The organism is Caulobacter sp. CCG-8, from assembly GCF_037402475.1.
Classification (GTDB): domain Bacteria; phylum Pseudomonadota; class Alphaproteobacteria; order Caulobacterales; family Caulobacteraceae; genus Caulobacter.
Genome location: NZ_JBBEUD010000015.1, coordinates 1 through 24601, shown reverse-complemented (window position 1 = coordinate 24601; position 24601 = coordinate 1). Strand labels below are relative to the sequence as shown.

Below are 24601 nucleotides of genomic sequence, written 5' to 3'. Positions count from 1 at the left end.
AGCCGGGACCGCTGGACGCGCATGCGTTTCCGGCGGTCCCGGACCGGCCTTCCGGGCCGTCCGGGATGACAAGATTCAGGATCAGGAAGCACGCACCATGGCCAATCCGTTCAGCCTCGAAGGCAAGGTCGCCCTCGTCACCGGCGCCAACACCGGCATCGGCCAGGGGATCGCTGTCGCTTTGGCCAATGCGGGCGCGGACATCGCCGCCGCGGGCCGCAGCGAGCCCACGGAAACCAAGGCCCTGGTCGAGGCGACCGGCCGCAGGTTCCTGTCGATCAAGGCCGACTTCGGCTCGACCGAGCCGGTGCAGCGCGTGATCGACGAGACCGTCGCCGCCTTCGGCAAGATCGACATCCTGGTCAACAACGCCGGCATCATCCGCCGCGCCGACAGCATCGAGTTCACCGAGGCCGACTGGGACGCGGTGATGGACACCAACCTGAAGGTCGTCTTCTTCCTGACCCAGGCCTTCGCCCGGCAGGCGCTGAAGCAGGGGCCGGTGAACGGCGTGGCCGGCAAGGTGATCAACATCGCCTCGCTGCTGTCCTTCCAGGGCGGCATCCGCGTGCCGTCGTACACGGCCAGCAAGAGCGGCCTGGCGGGCCTGACCAAGATCCTGGCCAACGAGTGGGCGGCCAAGGGGATCAACGTCAACGCCATCGCCCCCGGCTATTTCGACACCAACAACACCGAGGCCCTGCGCAACGACGCGGACCGCAACGCCTCGATCCTGGCCCGCATCCCGGCCGGCCGCTGGGGCCAACCGGGCGACCTGGGCGGGGCCGCCGTGTTCCTGGCCTCGCCGGCCGCCGACTACGTCCAGGGCATCACCTTGCCCGTCGACGGGGGCTGGCTGGCCCGCTAGGGGCAGAAATCTGCGCAAAAGCGAATTTGGTACCGCAACCATTGCGCCGACCGCCTTTTCGCGGTCGGCAAAGCGCGGTAGAGGCGCCGCTGCGTCAGCAAGGGCCCCCGAGAAGAGCTCGCACAAGGCTGGCGTTTCGTACGTTTCCATCCTGATGAACCGTCGCACGCTCGCGGCGGTCGCGGAGCTTCGCGCATGCCTCTGTCTCTTGGCTCGTCTCTTGGTGAGGGGGATCGTCCCACCAGCCGCCACGTGCGACAGAACGCCAATCTGCTCAGCGAGCTGCTGAACGAGGCGATCGCCTATCTGGACGGGACCGAGGCCGCCGCCCTGGTGGCCAAGGCCCGCCGCGCGGCCTCGGCCGAGGACGTGGCCAACGGCGACGCCCCGGTGCTGGACAGCCTGTTTTCCGAGGTCTCCAGCGACCAGGCCATCTTCCTGGCCCGCGCCCTGGCCAGCCACTCGATGCTGGCCAATATCGGCGAGGACGTCGCCGGCCGCCGCCGCCACGCCGAGGGCGAGGCCGGGCCGGGCGACGATCGCCCCCGCACCCTGGTCGACGCCGTCAAGGCGCTGGTCGCCGAGGGCAAGTCGCCGGCCGAGCTGACCAAGGTCCTGGCCGCCATGAACGTGGTGCCGGTGCTGACCGCCCACCCGACCGAGGTGCGCCGCCGCAGCATGGTCGACCGCGAGACCGAGATCTCGCGCCTGATGGCCCTGCGCCGCCACCACCTGCCGCCGGCCATGGACGCCGAGATCCGCGAGCGCCTGTTCCGCGAGATCGCCCTGATGTGGCGGACGCGCCTGTACCGTCCCGAGCGGATCACCGTGAAGGACGAGATCCGCAACGCCCTGTCGATCGTCCGCACCTCGATCCTGCCGGCGGTCATCGACCTCTACGCCGACTGGTCGCAGCAGATCGGCGAGCACGGCCGGATGGCCCCGCTGCTGAAGATGGGCTCGTGGCTGGGCGGCGACCGCGACGGCCACCCCGGCGTCAACGGCGACACCCTGAAGCTGGCCTTCGCCTCGCAGTCGCGGGTGATCCTCGACTGGTACGCCGGCGAGGTGCGCAAGCTGTGGTCGAACCTGGCGGTTTCCACGGCCTACACGCCGGTCTCCGAGGAACTGCTGGCCCTGGCCGCCCAGACCCGGGACCCGTCGGTCCATCGCCTGGACGAGCCGTACCGCCTGGCCCTGGAGCTGGTGTTCGACCGCCTGACCGCCGTCTCGCAGAAGCTGACCGGCCAGCCGGTGGCCTTCGCCAACGGCACGACCGACGTCGAGCCGTACGGCCATCCGGACGCCTTCGTCGCCGACCTGAAGATCGTCATCGACAGCCTGGAGCGGCAGGGCGGCGAGCGCCTGGTCGGCTCGGCCCTGCGCACCCTGGTCGAGGTGGCTCAGGCCTGCGGCTTCCACCTGATGAGCCTGGACCTGCGCCAGAACGCCGACGTCCACGAGCGGACGCTGCACGAGCTGTTCCAGCGGGCCGGCACCGGGGTGAAGTACCTGGAGCTGGACGAGGAGGCCCGGTCCAAGCTGCTGATCGGCGAGCTGTCGCACCAGCGGCCCCTGGTCTCGCCGTTCACCGCCTACGGCGAGGAGACGACCAAGGAGCTGGCGACCATGGAGGCCGCCGCCCAGATGGTCCGCGACTACGGCCACGGCTGTCTCGGGGCCTATGTGATCTCCAAGTCCGCGACCCTGTCGGACATCCTGGAGCCCCTGGTCCTGCTCAAGCAGGTGGGCCTGGTCTGGGGCGGGGCCGCGCCGCGCGCCTCGGTCAAGATCAGCCCGCTGTTCGAGACCATCGGCGACCTGGAGAACGGCCCCCGCGTGCTGCGCCAGTGGCTGGAACTGCCGCTTTCCCGCACCATCCTGGGCGACCGGCCGGTGCAGGAGATCATGCTCGGCTATTCCGACAGCAACAAGGACGGCGGCTACGTGGCCAGCCGGCGCGGCGTGGCGCGCGGCGCTTCGGCCCTGGCCTTCGAGGCCGAGCGCATGGGCGTGGGCCTTCAGCTGTTCCATGGCCGCGGCGGCAGCGTCGGGCGGGGCGGGGGACCGGCCGCCGAGGCCGTGCTGGCCCAGCCGGCCGGCACCGTCCAGGGCCGTATCCGCATGACCGAGCAGGGCGAGATGATCGCCCGCCGCTTCGGCGACCAGCCGACCGCCCGCCGCAACCTCGACGGCCTGGCCGCCGCCGTGCTGATGGCCAGCGAGCGCGAGGCGTCCCGTCCGGACCCCAAGGTCGAGGCGGCCATGACCGCTCTGGCCGAGGCCTCGTTCCACGGCTTCCGCGCCCTGGTGTACGACGACCCGGCGTTCGAGGACTTCTTCTGGTCGGCCACGCCGATCGGCGAGATCGTGGGCCTGAACATCGGCAGCCGCCCGGCCAGCCGCACCGCCAGCCGCAAGATCGAGGACCTGCGGGCCATCCCGTGGGTGTTCAGCTGGTCGCAGGCCCGCTTCATGCTGCCGGGCTGGTACGGCTTCGCCTCGGGCGTCGAGCGGGCCGGGCTGTCCACGAGCCAGCTGCAGGACCTGGCCGGCGGCTTCGACTTCTTCGGGGCCCTGCTGTCGAACATGGAGCTGGCCCTGGCCCAGAGCCACATGGGCATCGCCGCCCGGTACAAGGACCTGTCGCCCGACAAGGACGCCGCCCAGCGGATCTTCGACGCCATCCGCCGCGAGCACGACAGCGCCTCGGAGATCGCCCTGGCGATCCGCGGCGGCTCGGCCCTGCTCGACAACCAGCCCGAACTGGCGGAGTCGGTCGCCCTGGCCGGCCTGTCGGTCGACCCGCTGAACCACCTGCAGCTGGAGCTGCTGGCCCGCCGGCGGGCAGGGGACCAGGACGAAAACATCCGCCTGGCCATCCAGCTGACCGTCGCCGGCATCGCCGCGGGGTTGCGGAACACGGGGTGAGGGCAGGGGATGGCTTAGGGGACACACACTCACACGATGGCCTCGCCAGGACTGGCGGAATGCGCGCCGTGAGTGTGTGTCCCCACCTTGTTCCACTGTTTTTTCAACACCGCCGTCAAAACGGAAAACAACGTTTTGACGGCGCTTGCACAAGGCGTCGCTTCGGAGTAGATTCCTAAATGACACCGGTGGCAAAGTGGCCAGGCCACAATGACACCGGTATCACCTGACGTTTCGAACTGGCCTACCCAGTTCCAGGCGTCCGCGGCTCTTTCTGAGTTCGCTCCTGCGCAAACTTTCAGGGCGTCGAGCTTCGGCTCGGCGCCCTTTATTTGAGGGGCCGACGCGCAGCGACCAAAAGGGGGTTGCGCGAAGGGCCCGGCGGGGGTGGAAACCCAGGGGTGGAAACCAAGGACGACAGCAAGCGAATTGACGTTGGGGGAGCCTCGGGTGTGGCGTCGGTCGGCGACGCGGTCTAAACGGTCGCCCAGCGCCCAACGCGGCGAAATCTTCCACGCCGAAGCCCGCAAGCCGGGCCGCACGCAAGATCGATCCTTTGAGGAGCAGTACTGATGGTGAAAGACCGCATGGCCGTGCTGACGGCGCTGATGGACCAGGGCGTCATCCCGGTTTTCTATCACCCAGACGTCGAGGTCTGTAAGAAGGTGATCCAGGCCTGCGCCGACGGCGGCGCGCCCTGCATCGAATTCACCAACCGCGGCGACTTCGCCAGCCACGTCTTCTACGAAGTGACCCGTCACTTCGCCTCGGCCGATCCGCGCGTGATCATGGGCGTGGGCTCGATCGTCGACGCCCCGACCGCCGGCATCTACATCGCCAACGGCGCCAAGTTCGTGGTCGGCCCGATCCTCAACGCCGACGTCGCCAAGGTCTGCAACCGCCGCAAGATCCCGTATTCGCCGGGCTGCGGCTCGGCCTCGGAGATCTCGTACGCCGAGGAACTGGGCTGCGAGATCGTCAAGGTGTTCCCGGGTTCGTCGGTAGGCGGTCCCGACTTCGTCAAGGCGGTGCTGGGCCCGATGCCCTGGACCCGCATCATGCCGACCGGCGGCGTCGATCCCGACGAAGCCTCGGTCAAGAAGTGGTTCGGCGCGGGCATCGTCGCCGCCGGCATGGGCTCCAAGCTGATCACGCAGGAGCTGCTGGACGCCGGGGACTACGCCGGCATCACCAAGAAGGTCCGCGAGACGGTGGACCTGATCAAGAAGGTTCGTGGGAAGGCCTAAAGACCAATGACTGACAACATCCTCAACATCCGCCCGGCTTCGGAAACGAAGTGGGACTGCGCTTCCTTCGGTGAAGTGATGCTGCGCTTCGATCCCGGCTTCGGCCGGGTGCGCAACGCGCGTCAGTTCCAGGTCTGGGAAGGCGGCGGCGAATACAACGTCGCCCGCGCCTTCAAGAAGTGCTGGGGCAAGCGCTCGACGGCCGTCACCGCCCTGCCGGTGAACGACCTGGGGTGGCTGGTCGAGGATCTGATGATGCAGGGCGGCGTCGACACCTCCCACATCATCTGGCGCGACTTCGACGGCCTGGGCCGCAACACCCGCGTCGGCCTGAACTTCACCGAAAAGGGCTTCGGCGTCCGCCCGGCCCTGGGCTGCTCGGATCGTGGTCACTCGGCCGCCTCGCAGATCCGCCCCGGCGAAGTGAACTGGGAAAAGCTGTTCGGCGAAGAAGGCGTGCGCTGGTTCCACACCGGCGGCATCTTCGCGGCCCTGGCCTCGAACACGGCTGAAGCCGTGATCGAAGCCGTCGAAGTGGCCCGCAAGTACGGCACCGTGATCTCCTACGACCTCAACTACCGCGCCAGCCTGTGGAAGTCGCAGGGCGGCAAGGAAGGGGCCCAGAAGGTCAACCGCCACATCGCCCAGTACGTGGACGTGATGATCGGCAACGAAGAAGACTTCACCGCCTGCCTGGGCTTCGAAGTCGAGGGCCTGGACGAGCACATCAGCGCGATCGACCCGGCCAACTTCAAGAAGATGATCCAGACGGCCGTGAAGGAGTTCCCGAACTTCAAGGTCGCCGCCACCACCCTGCGCAACGCCAAGACCGCCTCGGTCAACGACTGGTCGGCGATCCTGTACGCCGGCGGCGAGTTCTACGCCTCGATGATGCGCGAGAACCTCGAGATCTACGACCGCGTCGGCGGCGGCGACGGCTTCGCCTCGGGCCTGGCTTTCGGCTTCATGGAAGGCAAGGGCCCCCAGGCCGCCGTCGAGTACGGCGCGGCTCACGGCGCCCTGGCCATGACCACCCCGGGCGACACCTCGATGGTGCGCCAGGCGGAAGTCGAGGCCGTGATGAAGGGCAAGGGCGCGCGGGTCATCCGCTAGTCTTCGCCCTCGTCGGCTGAACAAGCAGAGCCCCCGGTCGCGAGACCGGGGGCTTTTTGCTGGGCGGCTCGCGGCCACGGTCGGTCGCCGCGTCCTGCTCGGCGATTTCGGCGAAGGCGGCGGCCAGCATCTTCGTCAACCTGGCGCGGATCGCCCGGGCTCGCTCGGCGCGGCTGCGAGGAGCCAGCCACGGGCGAGGGTAGTCTTCGTGCGCGGCCGCCTTCTTCCAGACCTCGCGCCAAAAAGCTTGCACGCGCGCCGGCGTCCGTTCCGGATCGGGTTGGATGAGACCGGCCGCCAACCTGGCGCGGCGCTCGCGGGCGCGGGTCCGGGATCGGGGCATGGCTGCTCTCCTTTTCGGGCACGGCTTGGCCACTTCACGCGGAAAGCCGCTGAAGGTCGGGGAGGGCTGCGGAGCGTCGGGCCAGGCCCGGAAGCTTTTGTAGAAATACCGTTTCGACCAGGACCGACGCTCCGCGCGATCGTTGTCCGGGAGCGCCCGGCGATCGGCCCTGTTCGGACCTCGCCGGTCTTAGCCCCCGACGGGCGGGCCGGGCCCACGAAGCCCGGTCCCGGAACGCACGGATCACTCCGCGCCTGTCGCGCCGCCGACCCTCATCCAACGCCGTATCTGTGGACCACGCCCGGCCGGCACCAGATGGATGAGACGCGGCCCCTCACGAGACCGCCGCCGACGAGCACGCCCGCTCGACCGCCCCCCAAGGCCGCGAAGGTCGCAGGCCTTAGCGCCCTCCCCATCGCCTCGAGGTGGTCTGATTATGCGGTGGCGTGAGAGGGGGAGGATAAGTGATTTCGGAGCGTTGTTTTCGTTCAGGAAACACGCCGGGAAAGAGGGGGATAAGTTTTTCTTGGCGTATGTCCCGCCTGTCGTGAAGTGTAATATAATCTCAAAATATGACTTGACGATTTAATATGTGAGACTTTAGTCATTAGTGCGATAAATGGAGCCGCGCCTTGTGCGATCGGGCCAGGAAGCGGCGGGGCGGGATCGCATGAACCGGAAGAGCTTGACGGCCGTCCTCGTCGCCTTGGGCGCCGCCGCGTCGTTCAACGCCGCCGCCCAGGACGCGCCGCATCTGAAACGGCAGGGTGAGGCCACCCAGCTGATCGTCGACGGCAGGCCCATGCTGATCCTGGGTGGCGAACTGGCCAATTCGACAGCCTCGGACCTCAAATACCTGAACGCCCAATGGCCGACGCTTAAGACCATCGGCCTGAATACCGTCGTAGCTCCGGTCGAGTGGGACCAGATCGAACCCAGCGAAGGCGTCTACGACTTCGCCCCGGTCGAGGGCCTGATCCAGCAGGCGCAGGCCAACCATATGAAGCTGGTGGTGTTGTGGTTCGGCGCCTGGAAGAATTCGATGTCCAGCTACGCGCCGCCCTACATCAAGCACGACTACAGGACCTATGCGCGGGCTCGGGACGACAAGGACGTGCCGCGCGACATTCTCAGCCCCTATGACCCCGACACCCTGAAGGCGGACCAGCGCGCGTTCGCCGCCCTGATGGCGCACATCAAGGCGTTCGACAAAAGCCACACCGTGGTCATGGTGCAGGTCGAGAACGAGATCGGCATGCTGCCGGTGGTCCGCGATTACGGCCCCCAGGCGCAGGCGGCGTTCGAAGGGTCCGTTCCCAAGGCGTTGATCGACTATCTGCGCCGGAACAAGGCGACGCTTCACCCCTATGTCCGCGACGCCTGGACCGCCAACGGCTCCAGGATCGCGGGAACCTGGTCGGAAGTCTTCGGCGACGGCGTCGAGGGCCAGCAGATCTTTCAGGCCTGGGGGTTCTCGGTCTTCGCCAATGACCTGACCAAGGCCGGCAAGGCGGCCTATGACCTGCCGATGTACGTCAATGTGGCGCTCAATCGTCCCGACCAGAAGCCGGGCCAATATCCCAGCGGCGGCCCGCTGCCGCATCTGTTCGACATCTGGAAGGCCGGCGGCCCCGCCATCGACCTGATCGGCCTGGACGCCTATTTCCCCGACTACGTCCACTGGGCCGACCAGTTCAGGCGGCCCGACAATCCGGTCTTCGTTCCGGAAGCCAATCGCGCCGGCCAGATCGACGCCGGCGGCAACGCCTTCTACACCCTGGGCGAACTGGACGGCATCGGCTTTGGCCCCTTCGCCATCGAGACCCTGGCCCATCCCGAAACCGATTCCCTGACCGACGCCTACCGGGTGCTGCGCCAGATCGCGCCGCTCGTCCTGGCCAACCAGGGCAAGGGCACGATGCGCGGTTTCAAGGCGCCGCTCAGCTACGAGGGCGTGGTGGACGAGACCCCACGCACCTTCGATCTGGGCGGCTATACGATCACCGCCTCCATGGTCGATTCCAGGACCCCCAAGGCCACTCAGACGATCGCCGCTCACGGCGGCCTGATCATCCAGACCGGCAAGGACGAGTTCCTGGTCGCCGGCCGTGGCGTGATCCTGCGTTTCGCCGACGCAGCCAAGTCCGGCGACCAGGTCGGCGTCGAGCAGATCGTCGATGGGGAGTTCGTCGATGGCCGATGGGTCGGCGGTCGCTGGCTGAACGGCGACGAAAGCGGCCAGGGCCGCTACCTGCGCCTGCCGCCGGACCGCTTCAGCATCCAGAAGCTGAAGGTCTATCGCTACCAATAGTCCGAAGGTCGCCGGGTCTGAGACGACTTCGCGCGACCTGTCCGAACGGAGCCAGCATGAAACGCCCGCGCCTTCGCTTATCGACCCAAGCCGTCGGTGTTCTCCTGGCCGTCGCGTGCGCGCTTGCTTCGAGCGCCGCCCTGGCCAACGTGCCAGGCGGCGGCGATGGCAAGGGTCCCGACGTGTCGGTCAAGGACGACGGCGACAGCCTTGTGCTCGACAACGGCGTCGTGGCGATCCGCATCGACAAGACGGACGCCTCGATCAGCCGCTTCACCTACAAGGGCCTGAACCTGTTCGAGGGCGGTCATGGCGGCGGCCGGTTCTACTGGAGCTGGAACACGCCCGCTTATGGCGGGCCGCGCGGAACCGCGACCCTGAGCGTCGATCCGGCGTCCAACCACGGCGACTATGCGGAGGTCCGGATTCACAGTCCGTGGTCGGGCCAGGCGACCGACGCGGCCATGGATGTCGACGTCTACTACAGCCTCCGGCGCGGCGCGCAGGGCTACTACGTCACCGCCAGACTGGACCACCCGGCATCATATCCCCGGACCGACGTCGGTGAATGGCGCTCCAACGCCTATGTCAGCCCGATCTTTGACTGGCTCAGCGTCGACGCCCTGCGCCAGCGAAAGATGCCGACCGTGAAGGATATGGCCGCCTCGATCCCCGTGTCGGGCGCGCCCAAGGAAGTGCGCCAACTGACCACGGGCGAGTATGCTGGTCAGTTCGAATGCAAATATTCCTACAGCGCCGACCTGGGCGACCTGAATGTCTGGGGCTGGAGCAGCACGACCAAGCGCTTGGGCATCTGGATGACCGTCCCCAGCCACGAATACTACAACGGCGGCCCCATGAAACGGGAGCTGACCGCGCACATGGACCACACGCTGCTCAACATGCTCAACGGCTCGCATTACAGCCAGGGCACGCAGCTTTCCATGGCGGCGGGCGTCTCGTTCAAGAAAACCTGGGGGCCGTACTTCGTCTACGCCAACAGCTACCGGGGCGCGGCGGACGACGCGTCGTCAAAGGTCGTCCAGGCGCTTTGGGCCGACGCCCAGGCGCAGGCGGCGGCCGAGCAGTCGGCCTGGCCCTACGGCTGGTTCAAGAGCGCCGACTACGTCCCGGAGTCCGGACGCGGCGCGGTTCGAGGGACCCTGACGGTGGACGACCGGGGCAAGCGGGCGACCAGCGCGGCGGGGGCCTGGATCGGCCTGGCGCCCGACGACCAGGGAACCGACTTCCAGCTGCAGGGCCGGACCTACCAGTTCTGGGTCAAGACCGACGCTGACGGCCGCTTCAGCATCCCGCACGTGCTGCCCGGCGCCTACCATCTCTGGGCGTTCGGCGCGGGCGCCATCGGCGCCTTCCACAAGGCCGATGTGGTGGTCCGCCCTGGCCGCGCCCTGGATCTCGGCGCCCTGCGGTGGACCCCGTCGCGAACGGCCGACACGGTCTGGGAAATCGGCGTTCCCGACCGGGACTCCAAGGAGTTCCACGACGGCGCATTCAACTACACCCAGTGGGCGACCTACGCCGCAGCCCTGGCTGACGCCGACAAGGGACTGACCTACACGGTCGGCAAGGACGACTGGCGCAAGGATTGGAACTACGCGCAGTTCGGCTCGGCCCCGTGGACGATCAGATTCTCACTGACCCAGACCCCCGCCGAGGCCGCCTCGCTGTATATCGCCCTGGCGTCCTCGGAGACCACCCTGGCGGTCAGCGTGAACGGAACGGAGGTAGGCCGCTACAAGGCTCCGCACCCCGATCACGCGCCCGTCCGCCTGGGCAGCCATGGTCCGTTCGCGGAAACCCGCATCGCCATCCCGCCCGGGGTGCTGAGGAAGGGCGCGAACACCATCGCTCTTTCGCAGGTCCTGGCGAAGGGCAAGACGGGAACCACCCAGTACGACTACCTCCGGCTAGAGGCCGCGGGCGCGGGATTGGCCGCCGGCCCGACCTAGCCGCTGGACCGCGGCGTTCAATACACCGCCGCCACCATCCGCCGTCCGACCAGGATGCTCTGGTCGTCGTACTTGTGCTTGTCCGAGCGCTTGGGCAGTTCGATCTTCGGGCGGTCGACGCGCTCGTAGGGCACCTGGGACAGGATGTGGGCGATGCCGTTGAGGCGGGCGCGCTTCTTGTCGTCCGAGCGCAGGATGTACCAGGGCGACTCCTCGCGGTCGGTGGCCGCCAGCATCTGGTCGCGGGCCCGGGAGTAGTCGTACCAGCGCGAATAGGACTCCACGTCCATCGGGCTCAGCTTCCACTGGCGCAGCGGGTCGTTGACCCGGGCGTGGAAGCGGCGGTCCTGCTCCTCCATCCCGACCTCCAGCCAGATCTTGATCAGGATGATGCCCGAGCCGACGATCCAGCGCTCGGCCGTGGGGCAGGCCTCCAGGAAGTCGCGGTGCTCGTCCTTCGAGCAGAAGCCCATCACGTATTCGACGCCGGCCCGGTTGTACCAGCTGCGGTCGAAGATCACGATCTCGCCGCCGGACGGGAAGTGCGCGATGTAGCGCTGCATGAACAGCTGGGTCTTCTCGCGCTCGCTGGGGGCGGGCAGGGCGGCCACGCGGAAGACGCGCGGGCTGACCCGCTCGGTCAGGGCCTTGATGAAGCCGCCCTTGCCGGCCGCGTCGCGGCCTTCCAGCACGACGATCACCCGGGCGCCGGTCGCCTTGACCCAGTCCTGCAGGTGGCAGAGCCGGACCTGCAGCGTCTCCAGTTCCTCCAGATAGACCTTGTCCTTCATCTTCCCGGGCTTGCCGCCGGAAGCGCCTGGGGACGTGTCCGAGGACTTGCCCCCGGCGGCGTGTTTCGCCTTGGCCATGGAAGTGCTCCTCAAGTGAAGACGTGACCGATCAGGGCGCCGGCCCAGGCGGCGACGGCCACCAGGACGACGCCGGGGGCCACCCGCAGGGCGAAGGCGCGGCCGCCGCTGGTGGCGGCCACGACGATCTTGGTGACGGTGTTGGTGGTGAAGCCGGCCAGGATGGGGATGACGACCTCCGCGGGCTGCATCCGGCCGGTGGCCGCCAGCGAGGCGATCGAGATGGCCGGGGCGTGGGTGTCGACGAAGCCGGCGACGCCCGCCGCCAGGATCGCGCCGGTCTCGCCGAAGTTGGCGCGCAGGGCGGCCGAGGCCAGCAGGACGATCGACAGGGTCGCGGCGAAGACCAGGGCGCCGGTCAGGCTGAAGGCGCTGTCCGAGGTCTGCTCGTCCGGAGGCGGCGGCGTGCGCAGGGCCGCGACGGTGAAGATCGCGCCGTAGCCGCCGGCGGCCAGGCCGGCGCCGATCAGCGGGGCGGCCATGGCCTGGAGGGCGGCGGGGCTGGTGGCGCCCACGACGACGGCCATCTGCACCACGGTGGCGACGGTGGACAGCACCGCGCCGGCGACGGCCGAGGTCATGACCTTGGGGTCCTTGGCCGCCCGCGCGCCCATCGCCCCGATCGTCGCCGAGCTGGACACGAAGCCCGAGGCCAGGCCCGAGATCGGCAGGCCGAACCGGGCGCCCAGGATCCGGGTGGCCAGGTGCCCGGCCGCGCCGATCAGCAGCACCAGCACCACCAGCCGCCAGACGGACTTGGGATTGAGCGCCGCGTACGGACCCATCTGCTGGTCGGGCAGCAGCGGCATGATCACGATCAGGGCCGCGCCCAGGATCAGGGCCGAGCGCACCTCGTCCTCGGTCAGGACCGTGCGCACGAAGTGGTGCAGGCGCTTGCGGCTGGACAGCAGCAGGGCCGCGACGATGGCCACCGCCCCGGCGGCCGAGGGGGCCTTCATGGCCAGGGCGCCGGTCAGCACCGTCAGCAGGATCGCGAACTCGGTCGTCAGGCCGGGGCCGTCCCGGTCGCGGTTGAGCCAGTAGCTCAGGCCGGCCAGGGCGGCGACGGCGACGGCCAGGACCGACAGCAGGACCACGCCGCCGCAGACGACGGCCACCGCGCCGGCCAGGGCCGCGATGGAGAATGTGCGCACGCCCGCGTCGGCCGGACCGGCGGGGTCGTCCAGGGCGCGCTCGCGTCCGGTCCCGATCAGCAGGCCCACGCCCAGGGCGACCAGAAGATTCAGCAGGGGCGCACCGGAGGCGTCTGGCAAGGCGTCTGACTCCCGAGCGCTTCCGGCCGGCTCGCCGGCGCTCGCCCGCGAGTGTTGTGCGCCGTGGCCGGATCGGACAATCCGAAAAAACCCGAAGGCCCCGCGGGGTCGAACGGCGCCGTCCGTTTCGCGGGTCCAGGCGTCCTAATTCGCGAGCTTTGCTGCTAGTTCTCACAAAGGTTGTGAATCGGCGGCTTCTGTGTCAACGTTTCTTCTCAACAAGGAATGGGGCGTTTCATGCGTATCTTCCTGTACATCGTGGCAATACTGATCTCGCTCGCCGTGACGGTGCTTCCCTGGATCCTGATCCAGCCGATCACCTTCGTCACCGTCCTGGTCTCCGTGGCGGGGCTGGCGGCGCTCGTCGTGTCGATCTGCGGACTGGTGCTGGGCTGGGGCATCAGCCTGAGGGTCGGCGGCAGCACCTGATCGCGTTTTCCCGCGTAGGCGGGGATGCAGAGCGGCCGCCGGATCGCTCCGACGGCCGTTTTGTCGGGCGCACGGCGGGGTCGTCGCCCCGCTGACGGCTCGCGAACGCCGCCCGCAGCTTGACCGCTGACAGCTCCAGGATCACGCTCGCCGTAGCCCTTGCCTTGGGGGAGGCGACGTCATGATCCTGAAATCCACGATCCGTGCGCTCTGCGTCTCGGCCGCTCTTGCGGCTGGGGCGGCCGGGGCGGCGCAAGCCCAATCCACGCCCAAGCCGGCCACGCCCAAGCCGGCCGCGTCCAATCCGGCGGCGCCCGATCCGGCCGTGCCGATGGTCCAGCGCACCGAGAAGCTGAAGCTGCAGGGGCGGCGCGGCGAGAGCCTGCTGCGGCCCGGCTACGCCGTGGGCGAGTACACCGGCTCGGCCAAGGCGGTGGGCAAGAGCGTCAAGGCCCTGGGGTCCTATTCCAAGGACAGCATGAAGGCGTCGTTCTCGGTCGCCGCGCCGGACTGGTCCGCGCCGGTCGAGGGCTCGTGCGAGGGCGGCCAAGGGCGGATCGGCCTGGGCTGGATCACCTTCGACCATGACGACCTGCTGTATGTCTGCACCTATTCGCAGGGCGGCGCGCCGCTGAAGGCGGCCATGAGCCTGGCGCTGTCGAAGGGCTCGTTCCTGGGCAATCTCAGCCAGCCGCAGCGGGCGGGCGAGATGCAGTACCAGGGGATCACCCTGCGGGCCCAGACCAAGCGCCTGGGCGGCCTTCCGTTCGGCGGCGCGGGCCGGGGCGGGGTGATGGGCTATGTGATCACCCGCGACGGCGTCGAGGTGGGCGGGGTGGACTTCAACGGCCTGGCCCCGGTCTTCTACCTGCCGCCCAAGAGCGCGCCCGACCGCGACGCGGTGGCGGTGTTCGCCCTGACCCTGTTCAATTTCCAGGATCCTGGGCGTAACCTGTAAGGCCTGTTCCGGCAGGCCTTTCCGCCGTTCACGGAAATGTTCGCGGTCACCTCAAGCGGGGCCATTGACGGCGGCGCGGCGCGGCTCAATCTGGCGACGGATCAACCCTAGCCTGCGGCCACCCCGACATCATGATTTCCCTGGCCGCCGCGACGCCGTCGCGCCGTCGATCGACGGCCCCCGCCGGGGCGGCGCGATGAGCGAACCGACGATCTTCTTCTCCGAGGTCAACGAGCGGCAGGGCATGTTCCACCGCCGGGCGTTCCTGATGGGCGGCCTGGCGGGCGCGGGCCTGCTGGCCCTGGGCGGGCGGCTGGCCCAGCTGCAGCTGATCGAGGCCCGTCGGTACCAGAAGCTGTCGGCCGGCAACCAGTTCAACTACCGCCTGGTCGCGCCGCCGCGCGGGGCGATCTACGACCGCAACGGCGTCGTGCTGGCGTCCAACCGCCCGAACTTCCGGCTGATGGTCAGCAAGGAGTCCAAGGACTTCGACGCCGGGGCCACCCTGGACGAGCTGGCCCTGCTGGTGCCCATCGACGGCACGCGCCGCGCCCGCCTGATCAAGGACATCGCCCGCGCCCCCAAGAAGGCCCCGGTGGCCGTGATGGAGGACATGACCTGGGAGGAGTTCTCGCGGGTCAACATCCGGGCCCCGGAGCTGCCCGGCGTCACGGCCGACATGGGCGAGGTGCGGGTGTATCCGTTCGGCGGCGCCTTCGCCCACGTGATCGGCTATGTCGCCAAGGTCTCGGACCGCGACCTGAAGAAGGCCGAGGCCGATCCGGGCCAGGACCAGGCCCTGCTGCACCATCCGGGCTTCCGGATCGGCAAGCTGGGGGTCGAGAAGGCGTTCGACGGGGCCTTGCGCGGCCAGGCCGGGGCCAACAAGGCCGAGGTCGACGCCCAGGGCCGCACGGTGCGCCTGGACCCCGAGGGCGACATCCCCGCCAAGGCCGGCGCCGACATCCGCCTGACCCTGGACGCCGACATCCAGAACCGGGCGCTGGAGGTGATGGGCGACGAGAGCGGGGCGATCGTGGTCATGGATTGCCGCACCGGCGACCTCCTGGCCATGGCCTCGGCCCCTAGCTTCGACGCCAACCGCTTCGTGAAGGGCCTGTCCGGTCCCGAGTACAGGGCCCTGGCCGAGTACGAGCGCAAGCCCCTGCTGGACAAGGTGATGACCGGCACCTATCCGCCGGGCTCGACCTTCAAGCCGACCGTGGCCATGGCGGCCCTGACGGCGGGCGTCGATCCGACCGAGCGGGTGCTGTGCACCGGCGGCTGGGCGTTCGGCGGCCGGGTCTGGCACTGCCACAAGAAGGGCGGCCACGGCGTGCAGGACATGCACGCGGCCATCAAGAACAGCTGCGACGTCTATTTCTACCAGATGGCCCTGCGCATCGGCCCCGACCCGATCGCCGCCGCGGCCAAGGCCTTCGGCTACGGCGGGACCTTCGACATCGGCATCCCCGGCCAGAAGAAGGGCCTGGTGGGCTCGCGGGACTGGAAGAAGACGACCTTCAAGCGCGACCCGGTCTGGCATCCCGGCGACAGCGTGCCGTACGGCATCGGCCAGGGCTACATCAACGTCAACGCCCTGCAGCTGGCGGTGATGACCGCGCGCCTGGCCAACGGCAAGAAGGCGCTGAACCCGCGCCTGGTGAAGTCGGTCGGCGGGGTCGAGCAGCCGCACGGCGACGCCGTGCCCGACCTGCCGTTCCCGCAGGAGCACCTGGAGATCGTCCGCGCCGGCATGGCGGCCGTGGCCAACGACCCGACCGGCGGCGCCTTCAAGCAGAGCCAGCTCGGCCTGGGCGACGTGAAGATGGCCGGCAAGACCGGCACGGCCCAGGTGCGCCAGTACGCGGCCGGGGCGTCGCGCAGCAACCAGGGCATCGCCTGGAAGCTGAAGGACCACAACCTGTTCATCGCCTTCGCGCCCTATGACGACCCGCGCTACGCCCTGTCGGTGATCATCGAGCACGGCGGCCAGTTCGGCTCCAGCGCCGCCGCGCCGAGGGCGCGCGAGGTGATGCGGGTGGCGCTGCTGAAGGACCCGGAGATCCGTGCGCGGATCGAGCGGCCGATGCCGCTGCCGGAGGCTCCGGAGACGGACGTTGAAGAGGGCGACGCCGGGGCGGCGGATGCGCCGATCACGGTGGATCCGGAGGGGTGAGCCCTTTCCCTTTCAACCGCTCATCCCGGCGAATGCCGGGACCCAGATCCTAGAGCTGGAGGGCTGATTGGAGGGGCTCAGCATTTTGGGCGTCAACCACACCGCCATTCCATCTGGGTCCCGGCATTCGCCGGGATGAGCGGAGTTTTGGGCGGTGATCTAGCCTTTCAGCACCCGCTCCAGCACCTCGACCACCAGCCCGTGGTCCTCCACTTGCGGCAGGCCCGAGACGGTGATCGCGCCGATGCAGCCCAGGCCCTCCAGGCTGAGCGGGAAGCCGCCGCCGTGGGCGGCGTGGTCGCGGGGCGGGAGGCCGTAGCGTTCCTCCAGGGTCTCGCCCGAGGCTTTCAGCTTCAGGCCCACGGCCAGGGTGCTGGTCGCCAGGGTTAGGACGACGTTGCGCTTGCGGCGCACCCACTCGGCGTTGTCGGGACCCGCGCCCGGCAGGGCGGCGTGGAACAGCGGGCGGCCCGGCAGGCTGATGTCGATGGCCACCGGCGCCTGGCGGGCCAGGGCGGCGTCGCGCAGGGCGGTCCCCAGCGTCCAGGCGTCGTCCAGGGTGAAGCGCGGGAAGACCAGGGCCTTCTCCTGGGCGGCGATGGCGGCCAGCAGCTCGCTATCGGTCACAGCGACAGCTCGCGGCCTTCGGCGGCGCTGCGGGCGGCCAGGTCGATCAGTTCCATCACCGCCAGGGCCTCCTCGGGCGAGGCGGGGTTGGGGCCGTGGCCCGACAGGGCGTCGCGGATGGCGGCGTAGTAGGCCAGGTAGTCGCCCGGGACGCCCTGCACCACGCGGCTGGCGGTTCCTTCGCCGTCGGGGACGGTCAGGGTCCCGGGACGCGGATCGGCGCCCCAGCCTTCGGAGCCCGGGACGACGCCGGCCTTCAGGGCGTTCTCCTGCTCGTCCAGGCCTTCCTTATGGAAGCTGGCCCTGGTCCCGTGCACGGCCATCCGCAGGCGCGAGTCGATCGTCATCTGGCTGGCGTGCAGCAGCACCCGCAGGCGCGGATAGCGCAGCACCAGGTGGAAGTAGTCGGGCGCCTGGCCGCCGTCCTTCTGGACCGCCAGGTCGGCGTAGACGGCGTCCGGTCGGCCGAACAGCTGCAGGGCCTGGTCGATCAGGTGCGGGCCCAGGTCCAGCAACACGCCCGCGCCCGGCTTCTCGCGCCAGCGGTCGCGGACCACCGGGCGGTGGCGGTCGAAATGGCTCTCGTACTGCACGATGTCGCCCAGCGTCCCGTCGGCGATCAGGGCCTTGAGGGTGAGGAAGTCGCTGTCCCAGCGCCGGTTGTGGAAGATGCTCAGCAGCTTGCCGGCCCGCTGGGCGTGCTCGGCGACGGCGCGGGCCTCGTCCAGGGTGACCGCGAACGGCTTGTCGATGACCACGGCCTTGCCGGCGTCCAGGGCCGCGTGGGCCTGGGCCGCGTGCAGCGGGTCGGGGGTGGCGATGACGATCAGGTCGATCTCGGCGTCGGCCAGGGCGGCGTCGAGGTCGGGCGCGACCTTCACGTTCGGATGGTCGGCATGGACCTTGGCCGGGTCGCTGGAGACCACGGTGTGCAGCAGCAGGCCGGGCGTGGCGGCGATCAGCGGGGCGTGGAAGACCTTGCCGACGAAGCCGTAGCCGACCAGGGCGACCTTGAAGGGGAGGGGAGAGGACATGGCCGCTTATAACCCTCTCCCATGGGGAGAGGGAGGGGCCCGCGACGAAGTCGTGGGAGGGTGAGGGGTAAAATGCTCGACGACGTGCCGGCAGGGCGTTTGCGGGAAAGCGGTAAGGGCGTAACCCCTCACCCTCCCACGTCCTGCGGACGCGGATCCCCTCTCCCTCTGAGAGAGGGCGCAAAGAAAAGCCCCCGACCTTTCGATCGGGGGCTCGTCTGTCCAGGGGCTGACGAAGACCTAGATCTTCGCCGGCTCCATCTTGGGGCTCAGCAGGTGGATGACCAGCAGGGCGACCAGATAGGCGCTGCCGGCGACGATGAAGATCGGCGTGTAGGTGCCGATCCGGTCCAGGACCTGGCCGATGTACTTGGAGAACACCATGCCGCCCACGGCGCCCAGCATGCCGCCGATGCCGACCACCGAGCCCACCGCGCCGCGCGGGAACACGTCCGACGGCAGGGTGTAGAGGTTGGCCGAGAAGCCCTGGTGGGCCGCGGTGGCGACGCCGATGATCAGGACGGCGGTCCACAGGTTGTCGACATTGGCCGCGAAGATCACGGGCATGGCCAGCAGGGCGCAGACCAGCATGGTGGTCTTGCGGGCGTTGTTGATGCTCCAGCCCATCTTCATCAGCTGCGAGGACAGCCAGCCGCCGGCCACCGAGCCGACGTCGCTCATCAGATAGATGGCGATCAGCGGCGGGCCGAAGCTCTTGAGGTCGAGGTGATAGCGCTTGCCCAGGAAGTCGGGCAGCCAGAACAGGAACATCCACCAGATCGGGTCGATCAGGAACTTGCCCAGGGCGAACGCCCAGGTCTCCTTCTTGCCCAGCAGCTTGACCCAGCCGATCTTCTCGACCGGATCGGCCGGATCCTGCTCGATGTGGGCCAGTTCGGCGGCCGACAGGCGCTTCTGCTCGCGCGGGCGGCGATAGACGATCAGCCACAGCGGCAGCCATAGCAGGCCCGCGACGCCGGTGACGATGAAGGCCATCTGCCAGCCGAAGGCGATGACGATGCCCGGCACGACCAGCGGAGTGACGATGGCGCCGATGTTGGTGCCGGCGTTGAAGATGCCGGTGGCCAGGGCGCGCTCGTTCTTGGGGAACCACTCGGCCACGGCCTTGATGCCGCCCGGGAAGCCGCCGGCCTCACCGATGCCCAGCCCCATGCGGGCGAAGGCGAAGCCGCCGAAGCTGCGCGCCAGGGCGTGGGCGATGTGGGCGCCCTGCCAGATCAGGAAGGCGATGCCGAAGCCCCAGCGGGCCCCGATCTTGTCCATGATCTTGCCCCAGGCGAGGTAAGCCACGGCGTAGGCCAGCTGGAAATAGAACACCAGGTCGGCGTAGTGGGTCTCGTCCCAGCCGAATTCCTTGCTCAGGTCGGCCTTCAGCAGGCCGATGGTCTGGCGGTCGACGTAGTTGATCACCATCGCCAGGAACAGCAGGCCGACAATGACCCACCGGTACCGGCCGATCTTCGCGGACGGAGCCGGCATCGTTGGAGCGTCCATGGACGTCACATCCTCACCCTTAGGCTTGTAGTTATTCCGACGCCCCCGCCGGTTTCCGATCGTTAGACACCTTCAGGCGAACCGGATACCGGCTCGCTCGAAGGCTACGCGTATAGAATAATCGGCCCTGAAGCACGACTTTGGCTTTAGGCCGGCACGGCCACGCAGGCGACGCTTCCGAACGGACCGAAGTCTACGCGGGAGCTCTCGCCGGCGGCAATGTCATGAATGCCGGTGCTGGCGCCGGTGGTCACCAGCATTCCCTTTTTAAGCGGTCGGCCGCGCGAGGCCACGTGGCCCAGCAGGAAGGCCAGGGCCGCCAGGGGCGAACCGGGGATCGAGGCCGCGCCGCCCTTGCCGACGGACACGCCGTCGATGAAGGTCTCGGCCGGCATGTCTTCCCAGGCGATCTCGCGCCAGTTCTCGATCACCGGGCCCAGGATCTGGCCGTCGTTGTTGCCGAAGTCCGACGCCACGATGGGCGGGCCCAGCTGGTTGATGGTGGCCAGGGGGCTGCCGGCGATCTCGATGCCGACGATCAGCTCGCCCACGTATTCGGCGGCTTCCTCGGCGGTCCATTCGGTCTTGTCGGCCGGGGCGTCCTTGCCCAGGCGGATGATGAACTCGGCCTCGACCGCGGTGAAGCCGCCGGCGATGGCGCGGAAGGGGGTGGGCTGGTCGCCCGCATCCCAGACCTTGGTCTTGAAGATGCAGCCGGCCAGGCGTTCGGCGCCCAGGCGTTCGCGGTGCTGCGGGGGCACCAGGCCCACTTTCCAGCCGACCAGCTCGTCGGGCCAGAGGTCGATCGCCAGGTCCTGGACCGCGTAGCCCTCGGCCATGGATTGGGGAAGCACGCCGCCGGGATAACCAGGAACCGACACGCCCTTCAGACGCGCCTCGACGAATTGTGGGGCGATGGACGCCGGTGCGAACACCTCGCTCTCGGCCTCGGAAACGGTCACGCCGCGAATCCTCCCTCGCGAAAACACACTACAGTCCCGTTAAACGGGCTTTGGTCGTGCATAATGGAAACCGGTGTCATTGACAATCGGTCCCGCGACACCGGTGACAATGGATTGTCATGCCCCTGTCGTAGGGATTTCATCCGGTTCCATGATCGATCATCCCAAAATCCGCCGCGCCGTCCTGGCCCTGCCCGAGGCCGAGGCGGGCGAATCCGAGGATTCGCTGAGCTTTTCGGTGCGCGGCAAAGGGCTGTCCTGGCCCTATCTGGCGCGGGCCACGCCGAAGGGGCCGCGCCAGCTGGTGCCCGGCGTCCTGGCCGTGCGCTGCCGGATGGAGAAGAAGGAGCTGCTGCTCGAGGCCGCGCCGGAGACCTTCTTCGAGGACGACCACTATCGCGGCTATCCGGCGGTGCTGGTGCGGCTGGACGCGGTCGAGACCGACGAATTGAGCGCGCTGCTTCAAGACGCCTGGCGGGTGGTCGCGCCAAAGAGCCTGGTCAAGCGTTTCGACGCGGGGGCTTAAGGAACCGCCAGCCCGTCGCGCGCCTTCATCCAGGCACGACAGGAGCCTTCCCATGGCCCAAGGACAGCTCGCCGAATACCGCCGCAAGCGCGACTTCCAGAAGACCGCCGAGCCCAGCGGCGACACCGCCGTGGCCTCCGCGCCGCACGCCCGGTTCGTGATCCAGAAGCACGACGCCACCCGCCTGCACTACGACTTCCGCCTGGAGGTGGACGGGGTGCTGAAGTCGTGGGCGGTGACCAAGGGCCCGTCGCTGGACCCGGCCGACAAGCGGCTGTCGGTCGAGGTCGAGGACCATCCGCTCGACTACGGCGACTTCGAGGGCACGATCCCCAAGGGCCAGTACGGCGGCGGCACGGTGCAGCTGTGGGACCGCGGCTACTGGTCGCCCGAGCCGGGCTTCGAGGACGTGGCCAAGGCGCTGAAGAAGGGCGAGCTGAAGTTCGTGCTGGAGGGCGAGCGCCTGCACGGCTCGTGGGTGCTGGTGCGGATGAACTGGGACCGCAACGCCAAGGACGGGAAGGGCAAGCGGTCGAACTGGCTGTTGATCAAGCACAAGGACGAGGCCGCGCGGCCGGGCGAGGGGACCTTGGTGCTGGAGGAGGACGCCTCGATCGCCTCGGGCCGGACCATGGCGCAGATCGCCGAGGGGAAGGGCCGGGGACCCAAGCCGTTCATCCTCAAGTCCAAGGGCAAGGGGGACGCCGTGTGGAAGAGCCGGACCAAGGCCGAACGCGAGGCCTTGCAGAAGGAGGCGCTGGAGACGCGGACCTTCGCCGAGCCCAAGGCTCCCGCCAAGAAGGCCGCCAAGCCCGCCGTACTGCCTGACTTCATCGAACCCCAGCTGTGCAAGTCGGTGGAGCGTCCGCCGTCGGGACCCGGCTGGGCGCACGAGATCAAGTTCGACGGCTATCGCGTGCAGCTGCGCATCGAGGACGGCCGGGCGGTGCTTCGCACCCGCAAGGGGCTGGACTGGACCGAGAAGTTCGCCGCCATCGCCGAGGCCGCCGCCGACCTGCCCGACGCCATCCTGGACGGCGAGGTCGTGGCCCTGGACGCCGCCGGCCAGCCCGACTTCGCCGGCCTGCAGGCGGCCCTGTCGGACGGCGACAGCGGCGACCTGATCTTCTTCGCCTTCGACCTGCTGGCGCAGGGCGGCGAGGACCTGCGTGGCCTGCCGCTTCGCGAGCGCAAAGCGCGGCTCAAGGCGCTGATGGGCCAGGACGAGCCGCGCCTGCGCTTCGTCGACCACTTCGAGACCGCCGGCGACGCGGTGCTGATGTCGGCCTGCAAGCTGGAGCTGGAGGGCATCATCTCCAAGCGGCTGGACGCGCCGTATCGCTCGGGCCGCAGCGAGACCTGGGTCAAGTCCAAGTGCCGGGCGGGGCACGAGGTGGTGATCGGCGGCTGGACGACGACCGGAACGGCCTTCCGCTCGCTGATCGCCGGGGTCTATCGCGACGGCAGGCTGGCCCATGTGGGCCGGATCGGCACCGGCTTCGGCCGCGACAAGGTCGCCAGGCTGCTGCCCCGGCTGAAGGCGCTGGAGACGACCAAGTCGCCGTTCGAGGGCAAGGACGCGCCGCGCAAGGCCGACAACATCCACTGGGTGAAGCCCGAGCTGGTGGCCGAGATCGAATATGCCGGCTTCACCGGCGACGGCGCGATCCGCCAGGCGGCGTTCAAGGGCCTGCGCGAGGACAAGCCCGCCGCCGAGGTCGAGGCCGAGGTCCCGGCGTCGGCCGAGACCGCCGAGCTGGCCGAACCGACGCCGCGCGCGGCCAAGGCGGCCAAGGCGTCTGCCACCGCCAAAGTCGACAGCGTCGTGCTGGGCGTGACGATCTCCAGCCCCGACAAGCCGCTGTGGCCCGACGTCGACGGCGCGCCGGCCAGCAAGATCGACCTGGCCCGCTACATGGCCGCCGTCGGCCAATGGATGCTGCCGCACGTCAAGGGCCGGCCGGCCTCGATCATCCGGGTCCCGGACGGGATTGGCGGCCAGACCTTCTTCCAGCGCCACGCCATGCGGGGCATGTCGTCCCTGATCGAGCAGGTCGACGTGAAGGGCGACAAGCAGCCCTACCTGCGGTTCGACCGGGTCGAGGCCCTGGTCGCCGCCGCCCAGATCGCCGCCGTCGAGATCCATCCCTGGAACTGCCAGCCGAACGATCCGGAGGTCGCCGGCCGGCTGGTGTTCGACCTGGACCCGGCGCCGGGCGTCACCTTCGAGGACGTCATCGCCGGGGCCCGCGAGATCCGCGACCGGCTGGAGGAGCTGGGCCTGGTCAGCTTCTGCAAGACCACCGGCGGCAAGGGGCTGCACGTGGTCACGCCGCTGTCCGACAAGGTCCCGTGGGACGCGGCCAAGGCCTTCGCCCGCGAGGTCTGCGCCCGCATGGCCGCCGACGCGCCGGACAAGTACCTGATCACCATGAGCAAGAAGGCGCGGGAGGGGCGGATCTTCCTGGACTACCTGCGCAACGACCGCACCTCGACCGCCGTCGCGCCCCTGTCGGCCCGGGCCAGGCCCGGCGGCACGGTGTCGATGCCGCTGAACTGGACCCAGGTGAAGGCGGGGCTGGACCCGAAGAAGTACACGATCCGCACCGCCCCGGACCTGATCGCCAAGAGCACGGCCTGGGAGGACTATTTCGACGCCGCCAAGCCGTTGAAGGCGGCGATCAAGCGGCTGGGGTGAACTCACCGCATTCCCAAACAGGTGTCATCCCGGAAGCCCCGCAGGGGCTGTCCGGGACGCAGGGGACTGGGTTGGCGCTTTGCGGCTCACCTGGGTCCCGGACAAGCGCTGCGCGCTTTCCGGGATGACAACGACAGTTCAGCTGGCCTGCCGCGCTTCCGCGGCCAGCTTGTCGGCCTGGCGCTCCAGGTCATCGGCCTGTTCCGGCAGGCGGTTCGACAGGTCCCGCAGCTCGGCGTCGGTCACCGTATTGCCGCGGGCGCGGTTGTCCTCGATCTGCTTGGCGCGATAGGCCGGGTCGCGCAGGCGGGCGGCTTCCTCTCGCATCTGCTGGGCGCCCTGGCGCATCTGGACGGCGCCCTGGGCCATCTGGGCGCGAGCCTTGACCATGGCGCGGGCGGCCTCGGCGCGGGCCTGTTCGCCGATCCGGCGGGCCCATTCGCCGTCGGCGCGGGCCTGCTCGGCGTTGGCCCGCGCCTGTTCCGCGTCCACACGCGCCCGCTCGGCGGCGTGGCGGGCTTCGCGGCGCGCGTCGGCCGCTTGGCGTCGGGCTTCGGCGGCGGCCGCGCGGGCCTCGGTCGCGGCCTGCTGCTCCTCGGGCGTGGCGTAGCGGAAGTAGCTGTAGCTGTAGGCGGCGCCCGCGGGAGGGGCGGGGGGCGGCGGCGGCGCGGGCGGAAGCGGCGGAAGCGGCGGTTCGGGCGCGTTCAGCGGCGGCGGAGGAGGGGGCGGAGGCGGCGGCGGAAG

General features: G+C 69.1%; 17 protein-coding genes and 1 pseudogene. 11 read left to right on the top strand and 7 right to left on the bottom strand.

Going from position 1 to position 24601, the window contains the following annotated elements; all coding sequences use genetic code 11:
• Nucleotides 1-97: 97 nt before the first annotated feature.
• From kduD to WAE60_RS15305, 6 genes are all read left to right on the top strand, one after another.
• Nucleotides 98-868 (top strand): 2-dehydro-3-deoxy-D-gluconate 5-dehydrogenase KduD, encoded by a 771-nt coding sequence (gene kduD / locus WAE60_RS15330; protein WP_029912580.1) that lies wholly within the window; start codon nucleotides 98-100, stop codon nucleotides 866-868.
• 195 nt (nucleotides 869-1063) lie between these two features.
• A complete protein-coding gene (gene ppc / locus WAE60_RS15325; protein ID WP_337687436.1) occupies nucleotides 1064-3799 on the top strand; it encodes a phosphoenolpyruvate carboxylase in 2736 nt (911 codons plus the stop codon).
• Between the two features lie 572 nt (nucleotides 3800-4371).
• Nucleotides 4372-5046 carry a bifunctional 4-hydroxy-2-oxoglutarate aldolase/2-dehydro-3-deoxy-phosphogluconate aldolase gene (locus tag WAE60_RS15320; protein ID WP_029912584.1) on the top strand — a complete coding sequence of 225 codons (675 nt, stop codon included), beginning with the start codon at nucleotides 4372-4374 and terminating at the stop codon, nucleotides 5044-5046.
• A 6-nt stretch (nucleotides 5047-5052) separates the two neighbouring features.
• Nucleotides 5053-6159 carry a sugar kinase gene (locus tag WAE60_RS15315; protein WP_029912585.1) on the top strand — a complete coding sequence of 369 codons (1107 nt, stop codon included), beginning with the start codon at nucleotides 5053-5055 and terminating at the stop codon, nucleotides 6157-6159.
• 1013 nt (nucleotides 6160-7172) lie between these two features.
• On the top strand, nucleotides 7173-8813 hold the full coding sequence (locus WAE60_RS15310; protein WP_337687435.1) for a DUF5597 domain-containing protein: 1641 nt from the start codon (nucleotides 7173-7175) through the stop codon (nucleotides 8811-8813).
• Nucleotides 8814-8869: 56 nt separating this feature from the next.
• The gene (locus tag WAE60_RS15305) at nucleotides 8870-10786 is read left to right on the top strand and encodes a polysaccharide lyase family protein (RefSeq protein WP_337687434.1); all 1917 of its coding nucleotides are present in this window, start codon (nucleotides 8870-8872) and stop codon (nucleotides 10784-10786) included.
• A gap of 17 nt (nucleotides 10787-10803) precedes the next feature.
• On the opposite strand, the gene ppk2 is transcribed toward WAE60_RS15305, so the two are convergent.
• Nucleotides 10804-11655 carry a polyphosphate kinase 2 gene (gene ppk2, locus WAE60_RS15300; RefSeq protein ID WP_337687433.1) on the bottom strand — a complete coding sequence of 284 codons (852 nt, stop codon included), beginning with the start codon at nucleotides 11653-11655 and terminating at the stop codon, nucleotides 10804-10806.
• An 11-nt stretch (nucleotides 11656-11666) separates the two neighbouring features.
• The gene (locus WAE60_RS15295) at nucleotides 11667-12929 is read right to left on the bottom strand and encodes a DUF4010 domain-containing protein (protein WP_337687432.1); all 1263 of its coding nucleotides are present in this window, start codon (nucleotides 12927-12929) and stop codon (nucleotides 11667-11669) included.
• A 237-nt stretch (nucleotides 12930-13166) separates the two neighbouring features.
• Here WAE60_RS15295 and WAE60_RS15290 point away from each other — a divergent pair, with 237 nt between their 5' ends.
• The 3 genes from WAE60_RS15290 to mrdA all read left to right on the top strand — a co-directional run bounded on the left by WAE60_RS15290 (nucleotide 13167) and on the right by mrdA (nucleotide 16495).
• Nucleotides 13167-13358, top strand: a complete 192-nt coding sequence (locus WAE60_RS15290) for a hypothetical protein (RefSeq protein ID WP_029912599.1) — start codon at nucleotides 13167-13169, stop codon at nucleotides 13356-13358.
• A gap of 181 nt (nucleotides 13359-13539) precedes the next feature.
• Nucleotides 13540-14316, top strand: coding sequence for a hypothetical protein (locus tag WAE60_RS15285; protein ID WP_337687431.1), 777 nt, complete (start codon nucleotides 13540-13542; stop codon nucleotides 14314-14316).
• Between the two features lie 196 nt (nucleotides 14317-14512).
• The gene (gene mrdA / locus WAE60_RS15280) at nucleotides 14513-16495 is read left to right on the top strand and encodes a penicillin-binding protein 2 (RefSeq protein ID WP_029912605.1); all 1983 of its coding nucleotides are present in this window, start codon (nucleotides 14513-14515) and stop codon (nucleotides 16493-16495) included.
• A 159-nt stretch (nucleotides 16496-16654) separates the two neighbouring features.
• Here the strand turns inward: mrdA and WAE60_RS15275 are convergent, their stop codons facing one another.
• The 4 genes from WAE60_RS15275 to WAE60_RS15260 form a co-directional block, all read right to left on the bottom strand.
• A complete protein-coding gene (locus WAE60_RS15275) occupies nucleotides 16655-17122 on the bottom strand; it encodes a heme-degrading domain-containing protein (RefSeq protein ID WP_029912608.1) in 468 nt (155 codons plus the stop codon).
• Nucleotides 17119-18156, bottom strand: a complete 1038-nt coding sequence (locus tag WAE60_RS15270; RefSeq protein ID WP_337687430.1) for an oxidoreductase — start codon at nucleotides 18154-18156, stop codon at nucleotides 17119-17121. Before WAE60_RS15270 ends, WAE60_RS15275 begins: the two co-directional genes overlap by 4 nt.
• 240 nt (nucleotides 18157-18396) lie before the next feature.
• Complete coding sequence (locus WAE60_RS15265) at nucleotides 18397-19671, bottom strand: MFS transporter (RefSeq protein ID WP_029912612.1); 1275 nt, start codon at nucleotides 19669-19671, stop codon at nucleotides 18397-18399.
• Between the two features lie 146 nt (nucleotides 19672-19817).
• On the bottom strand, nucleotides 19818-20633 hold the full coding sequence (locus tag WAE60_RS15260; protein WP_029912615.1) for a fumarylacetoacetate hydrolase family protein: 816 nt from the start codon (nucleotides 20631-20633) through the stop codon (nucleotides 19818-19820).
• Between the two features lie 151 nt (nucleotides 20634-20784).
• On the opposite strand from WAE60_RS15260, the gene WAE60_RS15255 reads away from it, so the two are divergent.
• Both WAE60_RS15255 and ligD read left to right on the top strand, forming a co-directional pair.
• Nucleotides 20785-21159 (top strand): MmcQ/YjbR family DNA-binding protein, encoded by a 375-nt coding sequence (locus WAE60_RS15255; RefSeq protein ID WP_337687429.1) that lies wholly within the window; start codon nucleotides 20785-20787, stop codon nucleotides 21157-21159.
• A 52-nt stretch (nucleotides 21160-21211) separates the two neighbouring features.
• The gene (gene ligD / locus WAE60_RS15250; protein ID WP_337687428.1) at nucleotides 21212-23857 is read left to right on the top strand and encodes a DNA ligase D; all 2646 of its coding nucleotides are present in this window, start codon (nucleotides 21212-21214) and stop codon (nucleotides 23855-23857) included.
• Nucleotides 23858-23995: 138 nt separating this feature from the next.
• On the opposite strand, the pseudogene WAE60_RS15245 reads toward ligD, so the two are convergent.
• Nucleotides 23996-24601 (bottom strand): annotated as a pseudogene (locus WAE60_RS15245) (peptidase M56); the annotation flags it as partial.

Bases quoted from the DNA above. Each gene is read 5' to 3' on its own strand.
- kduD (WP_029912580.1), top strand. From the start codon at position 98: ATGGCCAATCCGTTCAGCCTCGAAGGCAAGGTCGCCCTCGTCACCGGC.
- ppc (WP_337687436.1), top strand. From the start codon at position 1,064: ATGCCTCTGTCTCTTGGCTCGTCTCTTGGTGAGGGGGATCGTCCCACC.
- WAE60_RS15320 (WP_029912584.1), top strand. From the start codon at position 4,372: ATGGTGAAAGACCGCATGGCCGTGCTGACGGCGCTGATGGACCAGGGC.
- WAE60_RS15315 (WP_029912585.1), top strand. From the start codon at position 5,053: ATGACTGACAACATCCTCAACATCCGCCCGGCTTCGGAAACGAAGTGG.
- WAE60_RS15310 (WP_337687435.1), top strand. From the start codon at position 7,173: ATGAACCGGAAGAGCTTGACGGCCGTCCTCGTCGCCTTGGGCGCCGCC.
- WAE60_RS15305 (WP_337687434.1), top strand. From the start codon at position 8,870: ATGAAACGCCCGCGCCTTCGCTTATCGACCCAAGCCGTCGGTGTTCTC.
- ppk2 (WP_337687433.1), bottom strand. From the start codon at position 11,655: ATGGCCAAGGCGAAACACGCCGCCGGGGGCAAGTCCTCGGACACGTCC.
- WAE60_RS15290 (WP_029912599.1), top strand. From the start codon at position 13,167: ATGCGTATCTTCCTGTACATCGTGGCAATACTGATCTCGCTCGCCGTG.
- WAE60_RS15285 (WP_337687431.1), top strand. From the start codon at position 13,540: ATGATCCTGAAATCCACGATCCGTGCGCTCTGCGTCTCGGCCGCTCTT.
- mrdA (WP_029912605.1), top strand. From the start codon at position 14,513: ATGAGCGAACCGACGATCTTCTTCTCCGAGGTCAACGAGCGGCAGGGC.
- WAE60_RS15270 (WP_337687430.1), bottom strand. From the start codon at position 18,156: ATGTCCTCTCCCCTCCCCTTCAAGGTCGCCCTGGTCGGCTACGGCTTC.
- WAE60_RS15265 (WP_029912612.1), bottom strand. From the start codon at position 19,671: ATGGACGCTCCAACGATGCCGGCTCCGTCCGCGAAGATCGGCCGGTAC.
- WAE60_RS15255 (WP_337687429.1), top strand. From the start codon at position 20,785: ATGATCGATCATCCCAAAATCCGCCGCGCCGTCCTGGCCCTGCCCGAG.
- ligD (WP_337687428.1), top strand. From the start codon at position 21,212: ATGGCCCAAGGACAGCTCGCCGAATACCGCCGCAAGCGCGACTTCCAG.